The 22449-nt window shown below is 50.0% G+C and carries 21 protein-coding genes and 1 pseudogene; 9 read left to right on the plus strand and 13 right to left on the minus strand.

Going from position 1 to position 22449, the window contains the following annotated elements; genetic code table 11:
* Window positions 1-305: 305 nt before the first annotated feature.
* The 4 genes from rsmA to ACO6VG_RS14535 all read right to left on the minus strand — a co-directional run bounded on the left by rsmA (window position 306) and on the right by ACO6VG_RS14535 (window position 6401).
* Window positions 306-1112, minus strand: coding sequence for a 16S rRNA (adenine(1518)-N(6)/adenine(1519)-N(6))-dimethyltransferase RsmA (rsmA, locus tag ACO6VG_RS14520; protein WP_422132977.1), 807 nt, complete (start codon window positions 1110-1112; stop codon window positions 306-308).
* A 63-nt stretch (window positions 1113-1175) separates the two neighbouring features.
* Window positions 1176-2159, minus strand: a complete 984-nt coding sequence (gene pdxA, locus ACO6VG_RS14525; RefSeq protein ID WP_422132978.1) for a 4-hydroxythreonine-4-phosphate dehydrogenase PdxA — start codon at window positions 2157-2159, stop codon at window positions 1176-1178.
* A gap of 103 nt (window positions 2160-2262) precedes the next feature.
* On the minus strand, window positions 2263-3555 hold the full coding sequence (locus tag ACO6VG_RS14530; RefSeq protein WP_422132979.1) for a peptidylprolyl isomerase: 1293 nt from the start codon (window positions 3553-3555) through the stop codon (window positions 2263-2265).
* Window positions 3555-6401 (minus strand): LPS-assembly protein LptD, encoded by a 2847-nt coding sequence (locus ACO6VG_RS14535; protein ID WP_422137466.1) that lies wholly within the window; start codon window positions 6399-6401, stop codon window positions 3555-3557. Before ACO6VG_RS14535 ends, ACO6VG_RS14530 begins: the two co-directional genes overlap by 1 nt.
* A gap of 639 nt (window positions 6402-7040) precedes the next feature.
* Here ACO6VG_RS14535 and ACO6VG_RS14540 point away from each other — a divergent pair.
* The 5 genes from ACO6VG_RS14540 to ACO6VG_RS14560 all read left to right on the plus strand — a co-directional run bounded on the left by ACO6VG_RS14540 (window position 7041) and on the right by ACO6VG_RS14560 (window position 10529).
* Complete coding sequence (locus tag ACO6VG_RS14540; RefSeq protein WP_422137467.1) at window positions 7041-8078, plus strand: aminoglycoside phosphotransferase family protein; 1038 nt, start codon at window positions 7041-7043, stop codon at window positions 8076-8078.
* A 5-nt stretch (window positions 8079-8083) separates the two neighbouring features.
* A complete protein-coding gene (murU, locus tag ACO6VG_RS14545; protein ID WP_422137082.1) occupies window positions 8084-8749 on the plus strand; it encodes an N-acetylmuramate alpha-1-phosphate uridylyltransferase MurU in 666 nt (221 codons plus the stop codon).
* A complete protein-coding gene (gene djlA, locus ACO6VG_RS14550) occupies window positions 8746-9564 on the plus strand; it encodes a co-chaperone DjlA (RefSeq protein WP_422132982.1) in 819 nt (272 codons plus the stop codon). Before murU ends, djlA begins: the two co-directional genes overlap by 4 nt.
* A 164-nt stretch (window positions 9565-9728) precedes the next feature.
* Window positions 9729-9950 carry a hypothetical protein gene (locus ACO6VG_RS14555; protein WP_422137468.1) on the plus strand — a complete coding sequence of 74 codons (222 nt, stop codon included), beginning with the start codon at window positions 9729-9731 and terminating at the stop codon, window positions 9948-9950.
* A gap of 375 nt (window positions 9951-10325) precedes the next feature.
* Window positions 10326-10529, plus strand: coding sequence for a hypothetical protein (locus ACO6VG_RS14560; protein ID WP_422132983.1), 204 nt, complete (start codon window positions 10326-10328; stop codon window positions 10527-10529).
* Between the two features lie 59 nt (window positions 10530-10588).
* On the opposite strand, the gene ACO6VG_RS14565 is transcribed toward ACO6VG_RS14560, so the two are convergent.
* The 3 genes and pseudogenes from ACO6VG_RS14565 to zapE all read right to left on the minus strand — a co-directional run bounded on the left by ACO6VG_RS14565 (window position 10589) and on the right by zapE (window position 13165).
* Window positions 10589-10729, minus strand: a complete 141-nt coding sequence (locus ACO6VG_RS14565; RefSeq protein ID WP_422137469.1) for a hypothetical protein — start codon at window positions 10727-10729, stop codon at window positions 10589-10591.
* 2 nt (window positions 10730-10731) lie between these two features.
* Window positions 10732-11601 (minus strand): annotated as a pseudogene (gene fucP / locus ACO6VG_RS14570) (L-fucose:H+ symporter permease); the annotation flags it as partial.
* Window positions 11602-12058: 457 nt separating this feature from the next.
* Window positions 12059-13165 carry a cell division protein ZapE gene (gene zapE / locus ACO6VG_RS14575; RefSeq protein ID WP_422137083.1) on the minus strand — a complete coding sequence of 369 codons (1107 nt, stop codon included), beginning with the start codon at window positions 13163-13165 and terminating at the stop codon, window positions 12059-12061.
* A 284-nt stretch (window positions 13166-13449) separates the two neighbouring features.
* On the opposite strand from zapE, the gene ACO6VG_RS14580 reads away from it, so the two are divergent.
* Window positions 13450-13944 (plus strand): YhcB family protein, encoded by a 495-nt coding sequence (locus ACO6VG_RS14580; protein ID WP_422137470.1) that lies wholly within the window; start codon window positions 13450-13452, stop codon window positions 13942-13944.
* Window positions 13945-14073: 129 nt separating this feature from the next.
* Here the strand turns inward: ACO6VG_RS14580 and trxB are convergent, their stop codons facing one another.
* Window positions 14074-15024, minus strand: a complete 951-nt coding sequence (gene trxB / locus ACO6VG_RS14585; RefSeq protein ID WP_422132986.1) for a thioredoxin-disulfide reductase — start codon at window positions 15022-15024, stop codon at window positions 14074-14076.
* Window positions 15025-15388: 364 nt separating this feature from the next.
* Between trxB and cysZ the strand changes: the two genes are divergently transcribed.
* The gene (cysZ, locus tag ACO6VG_RS14590) at window positions 15389-16117 is read left to right on the plus strand and encodes a sulfate transporter CysZ (protein WP_422474446.1); all 729 of its coding nucleotides are present in this window, start codon (window positions 15389-15391) and stop codon (window positions 16115-16117) included.
* 81 nt (window positions 16118-16198) lie between these two features.
* A complete protein-coding gene (locus ACO6VG_RS14595) occupies window positions 16199-16540 on the plus strand; it encodes a histidine triad nucleotide-binding protein (RefSeq protein WP_422132988.1) in 342 nt (113 codons plus the stop codon).
* Window positions 16541-16557: 17 nt separating this feature from the next.
* On the opposite strand, the gene ACO6VG_RS14600 is transcribed toward ACO6VG_RS14595, so the two are convergent.
* Window positions 16558-16968 carry an OsmC family protein gene (locus tag ACO6VG_RS14600; protein ID WP_422474448.1) on the minus strand — a complete coding sequence of 137 codons (411 nt, stop codon included), beginning with the start codon at window positions 16966-16968 and terminating at the stop codon, window positions 16558-16560.
* 406 nt (window positions 16969-17374) lie between these two features.
* On the opposite strand from ACO6VG_RS14600, the gene ACO6VG_RS14605 reads away from it, so the two are divergent.
* The gene (locus tag ACO6VG_RS14605; RefSeq protein WP_422132990.1) at window positions 17375-17854 is read left to right on the plus strand and encodes a superoxide dismutase family protein; all 480 of its coding nucleotides are present in this window, start codon (window positions 17375-17377) and stop codon (window positions 17852-17854) included.
* Window positions 17855-18199: 345 nt separating this feature from the next.
* Here ACO6VG_RS14605 and trpC read toward each other — a convergent pair whose 3' ends face one another.
* The 4 genes from trpC to trpE all read right to left on the minus strand — a co-directional run bounded on the left by trpC (window position 18200) and on the right by trpE (window position 22241).
* Entirely contained in the window at window positions 18200-19003 is an 804-nt protein-coding gene (gene trpC, locus ACO6VG_RS14610; protein WP_422132991.1) for an indole-3-glycerol phosphate synthase TrpC, read from the minus strand.
* A 2-nt stretch (window positions 19004-19005) separates the two neighbouring features.
* Window positions 19006-20043: an anthranilate phosphoribosyltransferase gene (gene trpD, locus ACO6VG_RS14615; RefSeq protein ID WP_422132992.1), complete on the minus strand. Its 1038-nt coding sequence runs from the start codon at window positions 20041-20043 to the stop codon at window positions 19006-19008.
* An 88-nt stretch (window positions 20044-20131) separates the two neighbouring features.
* Window positions 20132-20713, minus strand: a complete 582-nt coding sequence (locus ACO6VG_RS14620; protein ID WP_422474450.1) for an aminodeoxychorismate/anthranilate synthase component II — start codon at window positions 20711-20713, stop codon at window positions 20132-20134.
* 1 nt (window position 20714) lies between these two features.
* Window positions 20715-22241, minus strand: a complete 1527-nt coding sequence (gene trpE / locus ACO6VG_RS14625) for an anthranilate synthase component I (protein ID WP_422132994.1) — start codon at window positions 22239-22241, stop codon at window positions 20715-20717.
* Window positions 22242-22449: the final 208 nt, after the last annotated feature.

A 22449-nucleotide genomic window follows, 5' to 3' on the forward strand; every position in this document is an offset into this window, starting at 1 on the left:
GGTTGCTGATTTTTAACATCAAATTGAGGATTGCCTGGTGGAAATGCCCAAAGGCTTTTCCTGATCAGGTGTCTGTTTCAGGATAAGCTTCTGACCGACTCGAAAAAATATCCTTTTCTTCGTTGGCCGGATGGAGGTTCTTCTCCACACTACTGAAAACTGTATTTCCCTGCTAATATGCATTTCCCTGCTAATAGTAGTAACTCAGTGAGCAGCGGGCATGCAAGCTGTCTTGCTGTTTAGCATTTAATAGCAGCTTTTCACGGTGAAAAATTGTTCATCACCGAGGGTGATGAACAATTGTTTCAGTCGTTCATGGCAGATGTATGCAGATAGTTGGCGATGGCAACAAACTCGGGCAGCGTCACCGTTTCAGGGCGACTCGCTGGGTCAACACCCAGTTCAGTGAGTGCGTCGGCAGAGATCAGCTTTTTCAGAGTGTTTCGCATGGTTTTACGGCGTTGCTGGAAAGCTTCCCGAACAACCCTTTCCAAAAGGTTTACGTCATCCGCCGGGCAAGGTAACTCATTATAAGGCTCAAGTCGTACAATGGCTGAGTCAACTTTGGGGGCTGGTTTGAAACAGCCCGGGCCCACAACGAACAGATTGTCTACCTTGCAGTAGTACTGGGCCATGATGCCCAAACGCCCATAGTGCTTTTCACCGGGCTGCGCTGCCAGTCTTTCCACAACCTCTTTTTGCAACATAAAGTACATATCGCTGATCAGCCCCTGGAACTCAAGCAGGTGGAAAATCAGGGGGGTGGATATGTTGTAGGGCAGGTTGCCCACCAGTCTAAGTGTTTGACCCTCTTTAATAAGAGAGGAGAAATCAAACTTTAGGGCGTCTCCTTCGTGAATTCTGAACTCAGGATTCAGGCCAAACCTGAGCTTCAGAGTCGGGATCAGATCTCTGTCCAGTTCAACCACGTCCAGTTGCCCGGCAGCGTCCAGCAGAAATTCGGTCAGTGCACCCTGACCTGGGCCAATTTCCACAATTCGGTCGCCCGCCTTTGGGTGTATGGAACGGATAATCCGTTGAATGACACCGTGATCGTGCAGAAAGTTCTGACCAAATCGTTTACGGGCCTTGTGGTAGGGAATTTCAGCCATGCTTTTGACAAACTAAACCAGCAACAGAGGGGGCGCTATAATAGCGGCAGATAAGCCATTTGGCTACTGAACCATATCGAGAGCATAGCGGATAGCGGTAAACAGGCTGCCCGAATCGGCTTTTCCAGTCCCGGCCAGATCCAGAGCCGTGCCGTGATCGACAGAGGTACGAATAACGGGAAGCCCCAGGGTAATATTGACGGCATTACCAAAGCCTTTGTATTTCAGAACCGGCAAACCCTGATCATGGTACATCGCCAGAACAGCGTCAGCATTTTCAAGATATTTCGGGTTAAAGAGCGTGTCGGCTGGCAGAGGACCTACCAGATTCATACCTTCATGGTTTAACTGATTCAGTACCGGAATAATGGTTTCTATTTCTTCCATGCCAAGGTGACCCCCTTCTCCAGCGTGAGGGTTAAGACCGCAGACCAGAATTCTGGGGTTCTCGATGGTAAATTTTGTCACCATATCCCTGTGAAGAATTCTGATGACTTCTTCCAGAGAAGATTGTGTGATAGCAGACGAGACATCCTTAAGTGGCAGGTGGGTGGTGGCCAGAGCGACCCTGAGGCCTTCGGTTGCCAGCATCATAACGACTTTTTGAGTGTTGGTTTTTTCGGCTAGAAATTCGGTATGGCCACTGAAAGGAACACCTGCGTTATTGATCACTTCCTTGCTGACAGGAGCGGTGACCATGGCATCGAACAAACCATTTTGACAGCCTTCAATGGCATAGCTCAGCATTTCCAGAACGTAGGGGCTGTTGGCTTCATTAAGCTGTCCGGCTGAGCAGGGTTTGGTCAGGGAGACAGGGGCAACCAGAAGAGTTCCTTCTCTGGCAGGTTCTTTTTCATCAGGGTTGAATAATTCAAAGGTTATATCCATTCCCAGAGTGTCTGCACGCTGCGCCAGAAGCTCAGGATCGGCAGCGACCACTGTTTGCACTGGCAAATTCTGGTAAGCCAGTTGCAGGCAGAGGTCGGGTCCGATGCCTGCAGGCTCGCCGGAGGTAATGATCAGTCTGGGCAGTGTGTTGCGTGTCATAAGTCAGCCATGAGCCATGAAAAATAGAGTGTGTGCCACAAAAGAGAGTCTACAAAAAAAACAACGCCCCGGAAAACCGGGGCGTTATTCTTCTCGGGATGTCTCAGAGTCGTATGTCTATGTAACTCTGATCTCTGATTTCACGTAGCCACACCTGAAGCTCTTCTTCAAACTTGCGGTTGCCCAGAATTTCACGCACTTTGTTTCTGCGGACCTTGTCGCTGATGTCTGAATTACGTTTACCCAATACCTGCAGAACGTGCCAGCCGTATGAACTCTTGAAGGGGTCGCTGACTACTTTTTCAGGCGTTTCTTTCATGGCTTTCTGGAATTCCGGAACCAGAGTCTTGGGAGAAACCCAGTTCAGGTCTCCGCCATTGAGAGCTGAGCCAGTGTCGTCAGAATAAGCCTTGGCCAGCTCAGAAAAATCTTCACCTTTCTCAATTCGGTCATAGAGGCTCTTGGCGAGCATCTGCGCTTCAAGATCGCTGCGAATTTCGTTGGGCTTGATCAGAATATGACGAACGTGTATCTGATGTTCCATATGCTTCTCGTTACCACGAGTGTCGATCAGTTTGAAGATATGAAAGCCACCAGGGCTGCGAATCGGTGCAGATACTTCTCCGTCTGTCATCTTCAACGCCTGTTCAGCAAAAAGAGTTGGCAGCTGATCAGCAGAGCGCCAGCCCAGATCGCCACCATTTAAAGCGTTCTGGCCGCCGGAGTAGCTGAGCGCCATTTCGGAAAAGTTGGCACCCCTGTCAAGCTGAATAGCAATATTGTTGGCTTTCTTTTCAGCTTCCCGAACCTGATCAGGTGTCGGATTGTCTGGTGTGGCAATGAGAATATGGCCCAGACGATATTCAACTTGCATGCTGGCCTGTCCTTCCGGCGACTTGAGGAAGTTGTCCACTTCCTGCTCGCTGATCTGGATGCGCTCGGCAATCTGGCGTTGACGCACCCGGTTGATGATCATCTCGCGACGAATTTCTTCCCGGGCAGCGGCGTAAGACAGGCCGCCTGATTCAAGATTTTTCTTGAAGGCTTCAACAGACATACCGTTCCGCTTGGCGATTTTACTGATGGCGTCATTCAAAGCCCAGTCATCAATTCGGATTCCGCCGCGCTGACCCATCTGCAGTTGCAGGTTTTCAAGAATCAGCTGGTCGAGCACCTGCTTCTTGAGGATGTTGTCAGGAGGCATGGGAATATCCCGACTGTTCAACTGACGCTGAACAGCTTCGATACGGTTGTTTAGCTCGCTTTCCATCACCACGTCTTTGTCGACGACGGCAACAATGCGATCCAATGGTAGCGACTTGGCGTTAGCCGTACCGCCGACTACTGCAAGGGTGCAGCAGGCGACAAAGAATAGACTCTTCAATCCCGTCATCATTACTTCTCGTGAATCTCGTAACCTTGGATACCTTGCAAGTATTCCGTTCCGGAGCTGCCAGTGATATTACCCAGTCCACGCAAGATGAACTGGAAGAAAACACCGCTCTTCGGATCAGGGTGGTCGATATTATCGTCTGTTTCGATCCATGAACGCCAGAAAAATCGAACCTGATAACAGCAACTGTTGTATTCGACGCCCGCAAGGCTCTCCAGGTTCCTTTTGTTGGTTAAATCATATTGCCAGCGACCCAGACCAACCCAACTAGTGGTTGCGGGGATCGGCCAGGCAAAGGACAGGTCGGTCTGCTTCACGTTGTTATCAGCAGTTTCAAAGATTGGATTGCCATTCTGGTCGGTGCCGATCTGAATATTTTGTCCATCTTTGTCTTGAACATAGCGATCAACCTGATCCCTGAAACGGAAACCCAGGTTCAGAGTCTTGCGCTGTTCAGGCTGCCAACGATAGTAGAGACCATAGTTGTCCAGACGATTTTCGTTGGTATTCCAGGAGAAATCCTGTCTCACACTCATTGTGCGATTGAAATTGTAGATGAATTCCGATGCCAGGGGAGAGGTTGGATCGGTCAGTTCACTTTTGAGTCTTTCATCCATGGCGACAAAGTTTTCATCAATGTCCTCAGCCGGAACTTTCTCGTAGCCTAAATTGTTGGCTATGTAGACTTTGCGATCCTGGAAATAGACAATCTGGCCAATACCAAAACGCATCCGTTCAAAACCATCGTCTTCAATCAGGCGGGTGGTAACGCCCAGAGAGAGCTGGTTGGCATCGCCAATACGATCATAGCCACTGAAGCGGTTATCGAGCCAAAGAGAACCGTAGGTGAAGCCCATGGCGGCGGTGTCGAAAATCGGGTTGTATTCCTGATTCTCGACATAAGGCACATAAAGGTACTTGGCCCTGGGCTCCAGAGTGTTTGTGAAGTCAGTACCGAACAGGTTGGTAAAACGCTCAAAGTAGAGGCCACTATCCAGGCTGAAGGAAGCCGCTGTGGTATTCGGAGATTTGGTAAAATCATTCGGGTCGATGACAGATTGACCATAGGCTCCCTGAAGGTCGTTGATCACTTCACTTGCCACCAGATTGCTGAGGCTGTAGTTAACACTTCGAACCTTTACTTCAGGTGTCAGGAAGCCCCAAATGGTCTTCATTGGGTAGCTGACACCTGCCTGACCGAAGGCCCGACCCCCTTCGGCTTTTTTGATACCGTAGCCTTCGTCGTAAACACTTTCTCTGATATCCGGATCACCAAAGTCCGGATGCTGAATCTCTCTGACGAAGCGCCAGTCTTTATCCCGACTGAACTGGGTGTAATCCGCCAGGTAATTGACCTGCAATGTTTCTCCTGCTTGCCAGTTACCACTGAAGACCAGCTGTGGAAGTTTGTTATAGGGGTCATCAGCCGTCTGACTCATGTTCTTGAACTGGTGAGCATTGAGACTGAAGGTCCAGTTATTGTAAGTACTGCCGCCCAGGTATTGGGTGCCTATCTTCTGATTCAACGGACCAGAACTGGACAGGTTTAGATTGGTACCAAAGTCTTCAATATAATTTTTGTCACTGGCGTCGGCATAGTCGAGCTCTGCCGTCCAACGCTCAGAAAAACGCTGTTTATAACGCACATTGGCCAGCCAGCGTTCCTGATCGTAATAGGGGTTTTCTTTTTCCAGCTTGTCCTTACTGGTTAGCCCGGCAATACCTGCTTCACCTTCTCCGCTTGCATTCATATAGCGGAATTGGTTTTCCAGCAGCAGACCGCGCCTGGACAAAATGCGAGGCGTGATGGTGGCATCGTAATTCGGGGCAATATTCCAGTAATAGGGCAGGGTAAAGTCGATGCCGTTTTCACTGTCTGAGCCTATTGTCGGGTACAGAAAGCCGGATTGACGACGATCATCAATGGGGAAGTACATGTAGGGGGCATAGAAAATGGGTAGCCCTTCGACCCGAATAACAGCATTTCGCGCTGAACCAAAACCGGTATTGGGGTCAAGAGTGACATTACTGCCAGTTAGCAGCCAGCTTTCATCACCGGGGCGGCAGGTGGTGTAAGAGGCATCTTCGAGCACCAGTGTAGAGTCTTCGTTGCGAATGATTTGTTCGGAGTTCCCTCTGGCATGGGCTCCATGCATGGCGTAACTGGCATTCTTGATGGTAGCCCGGCCACTATCGAGCAGCATATCAGCGTAATCACCTACCAGCAGGGTGCCAGGTTCACGGTAGACCACGTTGCCTTCGAACTCGGCATAGTTGGTAGCGCGATTCATTCTGGCCGTATCACTCTGGATCTGACGATTGCCCTGTCTGATAGAGACGTTGCCGGTAAGAGTTCCTATGTCATTTTGACCAAAAGAGGATTCATCTGATTCGGCAATGATGGGTGCTGTATCAGAGTTGCCCGCGAAGTTTTTACCAGGACGGGCAGGCTCTGAATAGTCACCTGTGCACCAGGGCGTTGCCTGATCCAATGCTTTTCGTTCATTCTCGCTGAGCCGGGATTTAGGCACCCAGTCTAGCGTTTCCCTGAGGTTGGCGTGGCTGTTGCCGGTTACGACAGTAGCTGTTTCACTGCTGGCTTTCTTTCGAGCGGATTGGGTCACAGCCGGCGCAATGGGGCGAGACGCCCGATTCATAACACCAGGCTCCATCGGCTCGGCAGAACAGTGCCAGCCGGACCCATCCGGGCTGGCTTTACAGCTCCAATGATCATCTGCTGATAGTGTGGATTCGGCATAAACCCTGACAGTCGGTTGGCTGGCAAGCAGCACGGAAGCAATCGCCAGAGTTAATGTTGCCGGTTTGAAAGGTAGAGGGTATTTCTCCATGAGCTCAACTTTCCCGTGCCGTTCTTGTTACCATGGTTTGAAGGTTTTTTGCACAACTCCGGTTTATGTCGGAGCGAGACAAAACGGCGTGCCATGGTTGATGGCGGTTTAAATCTGCTCTGTCATGCGTACAGAGAACCTTGTTACTCAACCTGCTGCCGGAAGCAGCATTTCCTATCAATAAGGGCATCTGTAAAGCAGTGTTTCGGGTCTTGTGTGTGGTTATCATGATCGCCAGCTGTTCTGAAAACATGAAAGTTCAGGTCAGTCTCTGTCAATTGCTGGCAGACCTCTGGAAATCGTAGAGCGAACATCTGCTTTTTACCATGAGCTATTGTCCGGCTGAGTGTTTCAGGCGGACAGTGATTTTGCCCGAAGACTTTGCATTCCATGGCTTGTTGACAATTTATGACTGAGCCCGATTGCTCATGCAGTAAACAATCAGTAGGGTCAGTTATATCACTATTACTAGTCTGTGTTACTCTGTCTTTCAGTGCAATACATTTCAACACCTTGATGTTAAACCTTCAGTTGTTCAGTCCGAATATTGCATAGACATTCAAGAGTAAAAGAGGCATAAGCAATGGAGCCTCTGAATCTGTAGGTGGCCTCTCAATCAACACAGGACATGTAAAGCAAGTGACACCCTCTCCAAACGATCGTCTGCAGCAATTAAAGCATTGGGCGTACAAGGCTTTAACGCCGGTCCAGGCTACACTCGACCGGGCTGCCCAAATGATTCCTGTGGGTGGTGATGCCGGCTTCAGAAATTATTATCGATTGCAACTCCCTGAAGGCTCATTGCTGGCAGTAGACGCTCCACCAGAGACTGAAGACTCCCGTGCTTTTGTTGCCGTTGCGGGTTTGCTCAAGGCTCAGGGAGTCTCTGTGCCAGATGTACACTCGGTTGATTATCAGTCAGGCTTTATGCTGGTGGATGACTTTGGCGACACCCTGTTGCTTCAGGCCCTCAATGATAGCAGTGCTGACGAGTTTTATGGAAAAGCGCTGGATATTATTTTGCAAATCCAGACGTGTAAGCCTGACACACTCCCCCCTTATAGCCGTGAACTGTTGATGACAGAGCTGGAAATCTATCCCCAATGGTTTCTGAAAGAATTGCTGGGGTTGGATATTGAAGGCACTACCGGCAGGCAACTCAACCAGCTGTTTGAACTGCTTACCGAGACAGCTTTGCAACAACCCAAAGGGGTCGTTCACCGTGACTTTCATTCCAGAAACCTGATGGTGCTCTCGCAAGGGAACCTGGGGGTCATTGATTTTCAGGGTGCCCTTCATGGTCCCGTGTTGTATGACGCTGTTTCTTTGCTGAAAGATTGTTATATCAGCTGGCCCAGAGACAAGGTGGAGAGTTGGTTAAAGATGTTTATCAAGTCTCACCCTCAGTTGAAAGATGTGAATTTTGAAACCAGCCTTAAATGGTTTGACTGGATTGGATTGCAGCGACACCTCAAGTGTCTCGGAATATTCTCCCGACTCTGGTTCCGGGATAACAAGCCTCAGTACCTGCCAGAGATACCAGCAACCTTCGCTTATGTCATGGATGTTTGTGAACGTTATCAGGAGCTGGATTTTCATGCCAAATGGCTCAGGCAATCTGTGGCACCCATTCTTAACGATTGTATTACAGCTACACGGAAAGAGACTGAACAGTGAAAGCAATGATTCTGGCTGCCGGCCTGGGAAAAAGACTCAGGCCACTGACTTTGGAAAAACCCAAGCCACTGGTAGAAGTGGGTGGTAAACCGCTGATAGTACATCATCTGGAAAAGCTCTCGGAGACTGGCTTCACAGACATAGTAATCAATCATGCCTGGCTCGGTGAAAAACTGGTTGCGGCTTTGGGCAAAGGCAGCCACTGGGGCTTGAATATTGAATATTCAGCGGAGTCTGAGCCTCTGGAAACAGGTGGTGGCGTGTTCAAGGCTTTACCGTTGCTGGGGGATGATCCTTTCCTGCTGGTCAACGGCGATGTTTATACAGACTTTGATTTCCAGTCTTTACCAGATACACCCAAGGGGTTAGCTCACCTGGTGTTGGTGGATAATCCTGACTTCAAGAAAGTCGGTGATTTTGCCCTGGACAGTCTTGGACGGGTTCATAAGGATGGTAAGAACAAGCTGACTTTCAGTGGGCTGAGTGTATTGTCACCCGAACTCTTTGCACATTGTAAATCCGGCGTCTTTAAACTCGCACCCCTGTTGATTGATGCAATGGCCTCGGGCAAAGTGGCGGGAGAACATTATCACGGACTCTGGACTGATGTCGGCACAGTGGAACGCTTGCAGAGTCTGGAAGGACATTTAAATCAGAGCAGGGCAACATGACGGCAATTCTGATCGGTGTATTCATCGGTTTTGTGTTTGGAGGACCTTTCGGGGCGTTTTTGGGTGGCTTGGTGGGCGCCTGGTTGAACCGTAATTATATTAATCCCAATCAACGCCAGGGTGGCGGTCCCGGGGGGCATTTTAATCGTCAGCGTGCCCAGAGTGCGTTTTTTCAGGCCACTTTTCTGGTGATGGGCAAGTTGGCCAAGGCTGACGGGCGAGTCAGTGAGCATGAGATTGAAATGGCATCGGCCATTATGAATCAGATGCGTCTCTCACCGGATCAGCGTGAGGCTGCAATCAATCTTTTTAACCAGGGTAAGCAGCCTTCGGCAGATATCAGTGCCGCCCTGGCTGAGTTTCGCAGAGTCGCAGGTTCAAGTACCCTGCTCCCCCTGTTTCTTGAAATTCAGCTGCAAGCTGCATACGCTGATGGCAGCCTGACTCAGGCTGAGCGGGTTGTTTTCAAACAGGTATGTGATCAACTGGGTGTCAGCAAGATCAGTTTTGAGTTGCTTCACAAAAGGTTTCAGGCTCAGAGAGCTTATTATCATGCCGGGGGGCATCAGGGTGGCGGCTGGGCACGTCCAGACAGTGGAAAAAGTCTCTCCAAAGCCTATGAAGTGCTGGGGGTTGAGTCTTCTGCAACAGACAGTGAAGTGAAAAGAGCCTACCGTAAGCTGATGAGTCAGCATCATCCTGATAAACTGGTGGCCAAAGGTCTGCCCGAAGAGATGATGGAAGTCGCCAAGCAGAAAACCCAGGAAATCCAGGCGGCTTACGACCAGATTCGAGAGCACCGGAAAAGTAAGTAATTCTGGTGTATTTTTGTAGGGAACTTCCTTAAGAGGGAGAGGGCTGATGTTTCTCTCAAGTGCAGAGCATGGATTGCCTGTAGTCTTGGAAGGGACGCCATCTCTCTCAGGAGATTCTTCCATTTATGTAATGTATGTCGTTCTTATTACTGAGTTGATCAAACATGAAAGAAAGTAAAAATGAAACTGATGTGCAAAGGAGGTTGCTGAGTGAGATAAAGCAAGTACCTCCTGAATTCCTACCGGCACTGTTGACTATTGTTCATAGTTTCCGTGAGAGTGTTGCCTTCGATAGTGCAGAAAATTCGTTTGAAAAAGGCTGGAAAGAAATTACTGAAAACGACCTCAAGCCCATAGAGGACCTGTGGCAGGGTCTTGAGCATTGATAAAGCTTCAATACACACCAGAATTCGAACGCTCACTGAGCAGGTTATTAAAAAAATACCGCAGTCTTCGAGAAGACCTGGAACCGCTTCTTCATAAGTTGGCAGCGGGTCAAACCCCGGCGACAGACTTCAGGTGTCCGGCGCCGTTTTGTATAAAGTCAGGATAAGAAACTTGGAAATATTATGAGATACCTTTTGACTGCCTTGTAAGCTCTACTCGAAGATTCGAGAGCACCGGAAAAGTAAATAATTCGGGAGCATTTTGTCAGGAACTTTCCCAATAGGGAGAAGAAGACTAATGTTTCTTTCAAACGCAGAACACGGAATGCCTGTTGCATTGGAAGGGACGCCTTCTCTCTCTCAGGAGATTCTTCCATGAATATTGTCAGACAACGATTCATGTACTGGCACATTCCATCCACGACCCGGGTTGTTTTGAAAAGAGAGCGTAATGAAGGCTACTGCTTTTATCCGCTCAAACGGGTAAAGCAAGTACGGAGTTCTGTGAGGTATATTCGCTGTCTGATTTATGAACCTTTTGCAAAAACCATATGGGATCGAAGAGTCACTCTGAGCTAAGCTTCAGCAAACTGGCAGGTGCAGCCATTGCAACCTGCCAGAAACTTTTCACCATGAAATCAGGCTTTGCTCCCTTTGAGACCAAACCATGTGAGGTAAGTAAATCCGATCAGCGGAATAATAAAGGCCCAGCCAATCCCCGCCATATCTGAAATCCGCCCCATTATTGCGGTGAGCACCGCGCCACCAAGAATGGCCATAATCAGGCTCCTAGCTGAGTGTCCTTACCCAGCCCAGCTACAGAGAGGCCGTAAATGGTAGGAAACATCAGTGACATGCATCCGGAGATAACCACCAGAGCGTAAATGCCAGCATAGCCAGCGCTCATCATTACAACGATAGTCATAACTGCCGCAACAGTGGCAAGCCCCCCCAGTAAATTGGCAGGTTCGATATAGCGCATCAGAGAGGTACAAAGGAAGCGACTTCCACTGAATAACAGGATTGAATAGAGGTAATAGGTTGATGCTTCTGCCTCGGTGCCTCCGACATTATTCATGACATAACGAATTGTCCATGACCAGCAGCCAATTTGCGCCCCCATGTAAAGAAACTGCCCCAGTACTCCACGGATAAATATTTTCTTTTTAAAGAGACGGCTAAAGGATTTTGAATAGCTGTATGCTTCGGAAGCATCTGCCGCTTTTGGCATTTTGCAGAGCGCTATAGACAGACAGCCTCCCAGAATGATGGCAGCCGTCACTATGTATGGCTCCATAACAGCCATTAATTCCCGGGACTGGATGGCCTCAAGCTGGGCAACCGGCATTGCTACCCGCTCTGCGACTGAAGCCGGGTTGAGCTGGCTCAGGATATAGAATTTCCCGATCAGGACCCCGACAATTGAACCTAAAGGGTTGAAGGACTGGGCGAAGTTCAATCTCTGGGTAGCGGTCTCTTGTGGCCCCATGGCAATAATGTAAGGGTTAGCACTGGTCTCCAGAATGGAAAGCCCGCCAGCCAGTACAAACAGGGCTGCCAGAAAGTGGGAATATTGCATAGTCTGGCTGGCTGGGTAAAACAGCAAGGCGCCAAATGCAAACAGACTCATTCCGAGCAGCACACCGGATTTGTAAGAAAACTTTTAAGTACTCATCCATACGAAATTATATTTTCTGACTTATTGTTCAGGCACTCGCGGCAACTGCTCCTGCGTTGCTCTAGCTCCTGCATCCATGCAGTCGTGATGCGTTGCAACTCTGGTCACATAGCTTGCTATGTTCCCGTCGTTGCGCCTTGCAGAGCACCTGCCCAATAAGCCAGAAATATTCGATTCCGTATGGCTGAGTACTTAGCGTATTAAATTAATACATTCCTTCACGTTATGGCTGTCCTGATCGCATTCAAAACCAGACAGAAGACAACATAGATGGCAGCTTGCTATCTGTTGCCTCAGTGGCTTTTCGATGTCTTTCCGGGAGGGGAGTATAGACAGGATATTCAGTTATGCATGACAGCTATGCCCGGACTGGTTTCAGGCTCAAAATGCATGGCTCGAGGGCATGCTCATTTGAGCCCAATACTCTGTTTTATGACAAAATCGGGTCGTGCGGTTGCGACAGGTATTCTCTGGATTGCATCTCTTGCAGACGACTGATGGTGCGCTGGAATTCAAAGTTCAGCCTGCCGGAGGTATAGAGTTCAGGCAAGGGCGTTGCAGCGGTCAGAATGAGCTTGACGTTGCGGTCATAGAATTCGTCCACCATGTTGATGAAACGTCTGGCCTGATCGTCTTTCTTCTCGCCCATCTGGGGTACATTTTCGAGAATGACGGTTTGGTAAAGGCAGGCCAGCTCTATGTAGTCGTTCTGGCTTCTTGGACCGTCACAGAGTGCCCCGAAACTAAACCAGCCTATGTCTTCGCAGGTGCGTTCGCTGTTGATGGCTCGGCCCGCTATCTCAATGACGTCGGCTTCCCTGCAGTGACTTATGTCTGGTGCAAGGTCATCGAATGTTTTCTGCAAGTGCAGATCAGCTTCCGCTCCCAGAGGGCTGAAGTAAGTGTCTGCCTTTTCCAGCAGGCGCAGGCGATAGTCGGTGCCACCATCAACATTGATCACCAGGGTATGCTCTTTTATCTGGTCAATGGCTGGCAGGAATCGGGCTCTTTGCAAGCCGTCTTTATAGAGTTGATCGGGTACCACGTTGGAAGTGGCTACCAGTGTAATGCCTCTTTGAAAAAGTTGCTCAAAGAGTCCACCCAGAAGCATAGCGTCGGTGATGTCTGAGACAAAGAACTCGTCAAAGCAGATGACCCGGGTTTCGGCAGCCAGTATTTCTGCCACTTTATCCAGGGGGTTTTTTTCTCCGGACAGCTTTTTCAGTTCACCGTGAACCCAGCGCATGAAGTGGTGAAAGTGCATGCGTTTTTTCTCGGAGAACGGGAGGCAGTCATAAAAGGTGTCCATCAGATAGGTTTTGCCCCGGCCAACGCCTCCCCAGAAGTAGAGTCCACGAACAGTATGGGATTCTTTGCCGACAAAAGGGTTGATGCGCCTGAGCAGGGAGTTGCGGGGAGCTTCAGCGGTCAGCTGATCAAAAAGACGCTGAAGATGCTGAACCGCTGCTTCCTGAGCCGGGTCATAGCTGAAGCTGTCTTTCTTTAAGTCCTGCTGGTAACGAGATTCCGGGGTCATGCTAGTCATACAGTTGTTATTTCACCAGGTCCGTTGTTTACGGGTGTCATTTCCAGGGTTGTTGAAACAGTTCCGGCCCATTCCTGTATCGGCAGGCATAAGTCGAGCTGCCATCATTGCCGCAGTCTGGAATAACGGAGCACAATGTATCCTTCCGGCTTCAGCAGGACAAGGTATGTTTTGGCATCCCGATGTTACACAACCGCTCTATACTTTGCGCATAAAAGATTATAACTTTGACAGCAATAAAGGACGTGAAATGTTCCACCCAATGAGGCGATGCTGTGGAAAATGTGAATGTACTTTGGTTTTTAGGCAGTTTGGCATTTCTGGCGGGTATGACCGGTGGCGCACTTTTGTATCATCTGTTGGCAGGCCCCCGTTCGGATCGAGGCAAAATGGAAGCTCAGCTGATCGAACTGGAAGCTGATTTCAAGCAGTATCAGGATAACGTAGCCGATCATTTCAACACAACGGCTCACCTGATCAACAAGCTGACGGACAGCTATAAAGATGTCTATGAGCATATGGCTAACGGAGCCGATTCACTGTGTAACGATGACAGAGTCAAGAACAAGCTCAGTGATTCTCTGATCAGCAGCACAGCTCTGTTGTCGGGTCAGATTCCCAAGCGTCATAACGAACGTGCGAAGCCTCTGGAGCAGCCGCTGGACTATGCACCCAAGACGACAGCTCCGGATGAGAAAGGCACCCTGTCTGAAGACTTCATGGTAACAACTGAAGCTCAAGAGGCGGTGAGTAGCCAGAAAACCTCCTGATCTCTCTTAAGCCTGCAAGCCGACAACAGAAGCCGACGCAAGACTCCACCCTCCGCTCCCGGGCCGCGACCCAAACGGCCTGAGAGTATGGCAGAGCTTTACGACAGCCTCAATGGCGGGGCACTGTGATCAGGACAGAGAGTCAAGGTATTTTTCAGCATCCAGGGCAGCCATACAGCCAGTGCCGGCAGAGGTAATAGCCTGACGGTAAACGTGATCCATAACGTCACCCGCAGCGAATACGCCTTCTTTGGAAGTCAGTGTTGCGTTGCCTTCTGAACCACTGTTGACTTTAATGTAGCCGTCTTTCATTTCCAGCTGGCCTTCAAAAATACCGGTATTCGGTGTATGGCCGATGGCAATGAAGCAGCCTTCAGCGTTGATTTCGCGGGTCTCGCCAGTATTCACATCCTTGATGCGAACGCCTGTCACGCCCATGCTATCTCCCAGTACCTCATCCAATGTGGCGTCAAGGGCCAGCTCCATGTTGCCGTTTTCTACCCGGTCGATCATCTTGTCCTGCAGAATTTTTTCTGCACGGAAACCCTTGCGACGGTGAATGAGTGTCACTTTCTTTGCAATGTTGGAAAGATAGAGGGCCTCCTCGACAGCAGTATTACCGCCACCCACTACCACGACGTCCTTGTTTTTGTAGAAGAATCCATCACAGGTGGCACAGGCAGAAACCCCTCTGCCCTTGAAGGCTTCTTCACTGTCCAGGCCCAGGTAGCGGGCGCTGGCACCCGTGCTGATAATCAGGGAATCACAGGTGTAGGTATCGCTACCTTTCAGGGTGTATGGCTTCTTGCTCAGATCGACTTCTTCGATATGATCAAAGATGATTTCGGTACCAAAGCGTTCTGCATGGATGCGCATATCTTCCATCAGGCCGGGTCCCTGAAGACCTTCGGGGCCTCCTGGCCAGTTGTCCACGTCGGTAGTGGTTGTCAACTGCCCGCCCTGTTGCATACCAGTGATCATAACCGGCTTCAGGTTTGCCCTGGCAGCGTAAACCGCAGCTGTATATCCTGCAGGACCGGAACCCAGAATCAGCAGCTGGACGTGCTTGGCTTCACTCACATTTTACTCCTCGTTCAGGAATGACTGTCAGAGACAAAGAAAATCTCTGACGGTAAAGGCTTCATAATTCGTTAAACTGTGTGAATAATAACGGCTTGTGCTGACGAGAACCAGAATCTCTTCAGCGATTGGCCTTTGTTCGTCATTAACTTCACTGCCAATTGTCAGCAGTTGTGTAAGTACCTGGCCAGTTGGTTTCGCATATTCTGGCGAGTGGATTTTTTCATCCTTCAAGGCGCAACGACGGGCGCGTAGCCATAGCTACGCAACTAGAGTTGGAACGCAGAAGGATGGAAAAAGCCGCCGTCCAGAATATGCGAAACCAACTGGTTAGGTACTTAACATCAATAAAAGGAACTCTGCCATGCCATCGCCTGCACCGGGAAGTGGACCCGGTTATTTCCTCAAGGGTCTATCCTATCTTCCCGATCCGGCCATCCGCCTGTTTGTCTTGATTCCCCTGACCGTTAATATTCTGGTGTTTGGATTCCTGATCTATTTCGGTCTTCAGCAAATGAGCGTGCTGATGGAGCAGCTGCTTAACTGGTTGCCTGACTGGCTGTCTTTCCTTGAATTCCTGCTCTGGCCTCTGTTATTCCTGGCCATGCTGGGAGTGGTCTTTTTTACTTTTACCATCGTTGGGAACTTTATCGCGGCACCCTTCAATGGGCTTCTTGCCGAAAAAGTTCAGAACCTTCATTGCAAGTCAGACCTGCCGGAATACGAGTTGAAAGACTGGCTGACCCTGTTACCCAGAGCCGTAGGCCGGGAGGTCAGAAAACTCATCTACTACCTGCCCAAGGCTGTGGTTCTGTTAATTTTATCCTTTATTCCCGTGGTGAACCTCGTCACCCCTGTGCTCTGGTTTCTGTTCAACAGCTGGATGATGTCGATCCAATACTGTGACTATGCTGCGGACAACAGGGGGGTGTCGTTTAATGATATGCTGGAACGTCTGAAGCAGGATCGAAATTACGTCTGGGGTTTTGGTACAGCCGTCACTCTGGTTATGCTGATTCCTTTTGTCAACTTGCTGGTCATGCCAGCTGCTGTCGTAGGATCGACGCTGCTTTGGGAAGACAGAATTGAGTAGTGCAACAGGAGCCTTTCGGGCTAAGGAATCTGATGATAGGCTTAATTCAGTTTTTCGACTCAAAGGCCCGGAGGTCAATTAATGAGCTGTCTTTTCTGCAAGATAGTCGAAGGGGAGATCCCCGTCGACAAGGTCTACGAAGACGACGATGTTCTTGCGTTCAGGGATATCAATCCCCAGGGCCCCGTTCATGTTCAGGTCATTCCCAGGAAGCATATCGCAACACTTAACGATGCCACTCCGGAAGATCAGGCAGTTTTGGGGAAAATGGCGCTGGTGGCCAGTCAGATCGCTAAAGATGAAGGTTTTGCCGAAGACGGCTACAGAACGGTGATGAACTGTAATAGTCATGGCTGTCAGTCGGTTTACCACATTCATCTCCACCTGATTGGTGGTCGTCAGATGAGCTGGCCTCCGGGCTGACGAGCCATGCCTGTGACTCAGGCTTCAATAATCTCAAAGCTGTGGGTGATTTCTACATCACCCTTACCCAGCATCCTGGCAACCGAGCAATACTTATCTGCAGACAGTTCTATTGCACGCTCAACATGGGATTCTTTTACTGCGGTGCCTTTAACGACAAAGTTGAGGTGAATTTTGGTGAAGACAGCAGGTACAGAGTCGGCACGTTCAGCCTGAATATCGACGTGGCAGTCAACGACCTTCTGGCGAGCTTTTTTCAGAATACCGATCACATCAACAGATGAGCAGCCACCCAGGCCCATCAGGATCAGTTCCATTGGGCTGGGTGCGGATTTAACCGCTCTATCTGCGTCCATGACAACGGAGTTATTACTGTCAGTCAGTCCCAGAAAACGTTCCTGATCCACCCATTTGACTTGTGCTTTCATTACAGCGTCTTTCCTTTCTTGAAGAGGGCTCTCAGTCTCAAACCCACAAGCTTTGAAGGTCGGGAGCTTGGGGTGGAGGCTTCATAAGAGCAGCCAGAAAAATATCCCCATCGTCTTTTATCCAAATCCAATGGGTATCAAGCCGCTATCTTACCTCAGCAGCAGGATGTCAGGCTAACCATCCTGTTAATGTACGCTCTGTGAGCAGGAGCCATAACGGCTCTGGCTGATAAGAAACGTGATGCTGGTGAGTCGGAAGCAACATAATAACGGTCGGGAATGTCAATGAGTTTTTTTGGAATAAAACCATAAAAAGCCTGTTTTTTAAGGCACTGTATTAAGTAAACCCGAATAAGCATGGCTATATTGCTGTTTTACAATCCCATTTCTCCTGGAGTTGGCAATCATGTTCAATAAAGTCAGTGCGCTATCGGGTGTAGTAGTCGTGGCAGCTATGCTTTCTGCCTGTACCTCCAATGAAAGCTATACGGTCATGGTGAATCAGGTTTCTCCTTCCGGTGTAGGAGCAGAACTGGGAACAGTGACTGTTTCTGAAGCCTCCGGAGGAGGGGTGCAGTTGACACCCAATCTTTATGACCTGCCGCCCGGAGAGCATGGTTTCCGTGTTCATGAAAACCCCAGCTGCGAACCGGGCTCCAAAAATGACGTGATGCAGGCGGCCCTGGCAGCCGGAGGTGCTCTTGATGATCTGCCCATGCTTGATGTAGACGACAAGGGCTTCGCCACAGTTCCGGTGGTTGCCAAGAATTTGAAACTGACTGATCTGAAAGAGCGCTCGCTGGTTATCCACTCCGGCACTGCTGTCATTGGCAATAACACGCCAGAAGGCGCCGATTCAAGGATTGCCTGCGGGGTCATCAAGTAGTTATCCGTTGGGCTTTGAGAGCTTCTGCTTGAGCAGACGAAACCCGGGCCAGGAGCCTGTCGGACTTAAGCGTCCGTAGCGAGGATTGCAAGAAATTGAGGATAAAAATTTCTGTTTCTGAGGGGAATAGCGAGCTATTTGACGAAGAAACAAGGATTTTTAGACCAATTTATCGCAACCGCACGACTGCATGGATGCAGGAGCTAGAGCAACGCAGGAGCAGTTGCCGTGTAGGACAGTCTTAAGTCCGACAGGCTCCTGGGGGCTGGAGGCAGTATTGCGACAGCCTCTGATGCCTGGGTAGAAAACAGTTTGATCTTGGCTGCTGGTCCTCAATCTAAGGCGTTAAAGGTATTGACTAAACAGTTTTTTCAACCCGTCACCCGGATCTTCCTGACGCATAAATGCTTCACCGACCAGGAAGCTGTTTACACCCTTCGAAAACATACTATCAACGTCTTCTGTTGTATGGATGCCGCTTTCTGTAATCACTTTTCTGCCTTCCGGAATCTCAGTAAGCAGAGAGAACGTATTGTCCAATGTGACTTCAAAAGTATGCAGGTTTCGGTTATTGATGCCCAGCAATGTACCTTCCAGAGGTAAAGCACGTTCCAGCTCATCGGCACCATGGACCTCTACCAGAACATCCATCCCCAGGTCCAGGGCAGTACTGCTGAACTCCTGAAGTTCACCGTCTGTGAGACAGGCAGCGATCAGCAGGATGCAGTCTGCACCAATCATGCGGGATTCATAAATCTGCCATGGATCGATCATAAAGTCTTTGCGCAAAACAGGCAGGGCACAGGCTGAGCGGGCTTCCTGAAGGTAGCTTTCAGCACCCTGGAAAAAGTCCCTGTCAGTCAATACGGACAGGCAGCTGGCGCCCGCTTTTTCATAGCTCCGGGCAATGCTGGCCGGATCAAAATTTTCGCGAATCACCCCCTTGCTGGGAGACGCTTTTTTGATTTCGGCAATGATCGCTGCCTGCCGGGCTTCTGTCCGGGCTTCCAGGCTTTTGGCAAAGCCACGGGACTCTTCAGTGTGACGGGCTCTGGTAATAACCTCCTGCATGGACAGTGTTGCCTGACGCTCTGCGACTTCTTCACGTTTTCTCTCAACAATTGTGTTGAGGATGGTTGGCATAGACATTGTTACCCCTCCGCAATCACTTGTGTGAAGCTGGCCAGCTCACGCATTTTTTCCAGGCCCAGCCCGCTGGCAATAGCATCCTGTGCCATGGCTATCCCTTCCTGCAGACTGGTGGCGACACCGGAAACATAAATGGCCGCACCAGCGTTCAGCGCGATCATGTCTGCCGCTTTGCTGGCGTATTCGCCTTCCCGTTTACCCAGGGCATCCCTGATTAGCGCCAGTGAGTCCCCGGAACCTTCTACACTCAACCCGATCAGGCTCCGGGATTCAATGCCAAAGTTCTCTGGCTTGATCACGTATTCATGAATTTCGCCATCTTTCAGCTCAGCTATAAAAGTTTCGCTGGCGATACTGATTTCGTCCAGACCATCCATAGAGTGTACGACCATGATGTGCTTGTTGCCCAGCTCGCGCAGAACCTCGGCCATAGGGCGGCAGAGTTCACGGGTAAACACACCGATGACAAGGTTTTTTACACTGGCGGGGTTGGACATAGGTCCCAGGATGTTGAAGAAGGTTCTTATGCCAAGCTCTCTGCGGACACCGACAACGTTTTTCATGGCACAGTGGTGAGCCGGAGCAAACATGAAGCCTACGCCCACATGTTCAATACAGCGTGCTACCTGTTCAGGACTGATGTCCAACTGAATGCCTGCTCTTTCCAGCAGGTCAGCACTGCCGCTGGAACTGGATACTCCCCGGTTGCCGTGCTTGGCAACAGAGGCACCGGCGGCGGCGGCGACAAACGAGGAAGCTGTTGATACATTGAACAGGTGTGCACCATCTCCACCGGTGCCGACAATATCCACCAGGTGGTCAGCGTTAACTTCAACCGCAGTAACCATTTCTCTGAGTACCTGGGTAGCCCCGGTAATTTCTTCAATGCTTTCGCTTTTCATGCGCATGGCGGTCAGGAATGAGCCGATCTGGGTATTGGTGCACTGGCCTGTCATGATGTCGCGCATGATGCTCATCATCTCGTCACGGCTCAGGTCAAGATGGCTGACAGCGCGGGAAATGCCCTCTTTAATATTCATGTAATCTGGCTCCAGTCGGTGTTCTCAATCGTTCGTCTGAATGTCTGTTGTCTATGGCCTGGCTTCTGTCACCAAAGGCTTTATTGCTTCAGGATTGCTTCAGAAAATTTTCCAGCATGTCGTGGCCTCGTTCGGTCATGATGGATTCCGGATGGAACTGGACACCTTCCAGGGGTAGAGTCTTGTGGCGAATCCCCATGATCTCATTCATGCTGCCATCTTCGTGCTGGGTCCAGGCGGTAATTTCAAAACAGTCTGGCAAGCTCTCTTTTTCAACAACCAGTGAGTGGTAGCGGGTCGTTGTGACCGGGTTGGGAAGGCCTGTGAACACCCCCAGCCCCTTATGATAAACAGGTGAGACCTTTCCATGCATGACTTGCCGGGCCCGGACTACTTTGCCACCAAAGACCTGGCCTATGCTCTGGTGTCCCAGACAGACACCAAGAATAGGCTTTTTGCCACTGAAGTGAGCAATAGCTTTCATGGAGATACCGGCCTCATTGGGTGTGCAGGGGCCGGGTGAAATAATTATACGTTCCGGGTTTAGGGTTTGGATCTGTTCCAGAGTTATGTGGTCGTTACGATGCACTGCCACTTCCTGACCCAGTTCGCCAAAGTACTGAACCAGATTCCAGGTGAACGAATCGTAGTTGTCGATCATTAAAAGCATCTTAGTTTCGCTCCCCTGTCTGCTTCTGGCTGCTGGAAGCAGCAGACAAACCTGTCTGAGCCATGGCAACGGCTTTGAAAAGGGCTCGCCCCTTATTCATGGTTTCTTTCCATTCCATTTCGGGAACTGAGTCGGCGACAATGCCCGCACCAGCCTGAACGTGGAGTTTGCGGTCTTTGATCACGGCAGTGCGAATGGCAATGGCAGTATCCATGTTGCCGTTCCATGCCAGATAACCCACTGCTCCGCCGTAAACCCCGCGCTTGACAGGTTCCAGTTCATCAATAATTTCCATGGCACGTACTTTCGGTGCGCCACTGAGTGTACCTGCTGGTAGTGTCGCTTTGAGCACGTCCATGGCATCCATACCGTCTTTTAAACGACAGGTGACATTCGATACGATATGCATAACGTGAGAGTAACGTTCAATGATCATCTTGTCGGTCAGGCTGACACTGCCTGTTTTAGCTACACGCCCAACGTCGTTTCTTCCCAGGTCGATGAGCATCAGGTGTTCTGCCAGTTCTTTGGGGTCATTCAGCAGTTCTTGTTCCAGTGCCTTATCCCGCTCTTCGGTGGCACCGCGTTTGCGAGTACCGGCAATAGGTCTGACGGTGACTTCACCGTCTTCAAGACGGGCAAGAATCTCAGGTGATGAGCCTACGACATGAAAATCACCCAGATCCATGTAATACATATAGGGGGATGGGTTAGTAGTGCGCAGAGCCCGGTAAAGGTTAAGGGGTGAGCTGTCAAAAGGAATGGTCATGCGCTGGGATGGAACCACCTGCATAGCGTCTCCGGCCAGAATGTATTCTTTGATGGTTTCTACTGCAGCTTCAAAGGCATCCTGACCGAAACCGGATTTGAAATCATTTTCCCGGGCAGGGTTCAGTGAAGCCTGTGCCGGTGGCAGTAGATTGGTCGTTTGCAGTCTCCGCACCAGGTCATCCAGTCGAAACTCTGCTTTTTCCAGGGCAGCAGATTCTGCCGGGTCAGCATGGGTCACCATAATCAACTTGCCACTGAGGTTGTCAAATACCACCAGTTCGTCAGAAACCATCAACATGATGTCCGGGTTGTTTAGCTCATCTTTTGGCGCTGTTCGTTTCAGCCGTTCTTCAATATGACGGATCGTGTCGTAAGCAAAGTAGCCTACCAGTCCGCCGGTAAAGCGAGGCAGATCAGGCAGCTCGGCCACTTTGTAGCCCTGTTGAAACTGCTTAATAAAGGTCAGAGGATCTTCCGGGTTATGCTCTTCAACAATCTGGCCATCGGTTTCCAGTGTGACCTTGCAGTCGGGGTTGTAGCCTGACACCCGGAGTATGGTTCTGCACGGTAGTCCAATCATTGAGTAGCGTCCCCACTTTTCTCCGCCTTCCACGGACTCAAGCAGGTATGAGTAGCGACCATTGGCCAGCTTCAGGTAAGTGGTCAAGGGTGTGTCCAGATCCGCCAGGATTTCCCGCGTTACAGGAATACGGTTATATCCTTCGCGGGCCAGACGAGAAAAAGCTTCAGGCGTCATACTGGCCTCTTTATTATCAGGCTGTTTAAAAAGTACTAAAAAACGCAGGGTTTTGGCTGAGTTGGGGCTTTTTAATCAGGCGCAGGGCCAGCCATGCCATCGCCGGGAGGAAAGCTTTGAGGTAGGGGTGGAAGGTCTCACTGACCGTTCAGTGGCTCTTATATTGATGTATGTCTCTGAATGACTTGCTATCACTGCTGGCTCCGCA

It is taken from the genome of Endozoicomonas sp. ALB032 (assembly GCF_049310125.1).
Taxonomy (GTDB): domain Bacteria; phylum Pseudomonadota; class Gammaproteobacteria; order Pseudomonadales; family Endozoicomonadaceae; genus Endozoicomonas_A.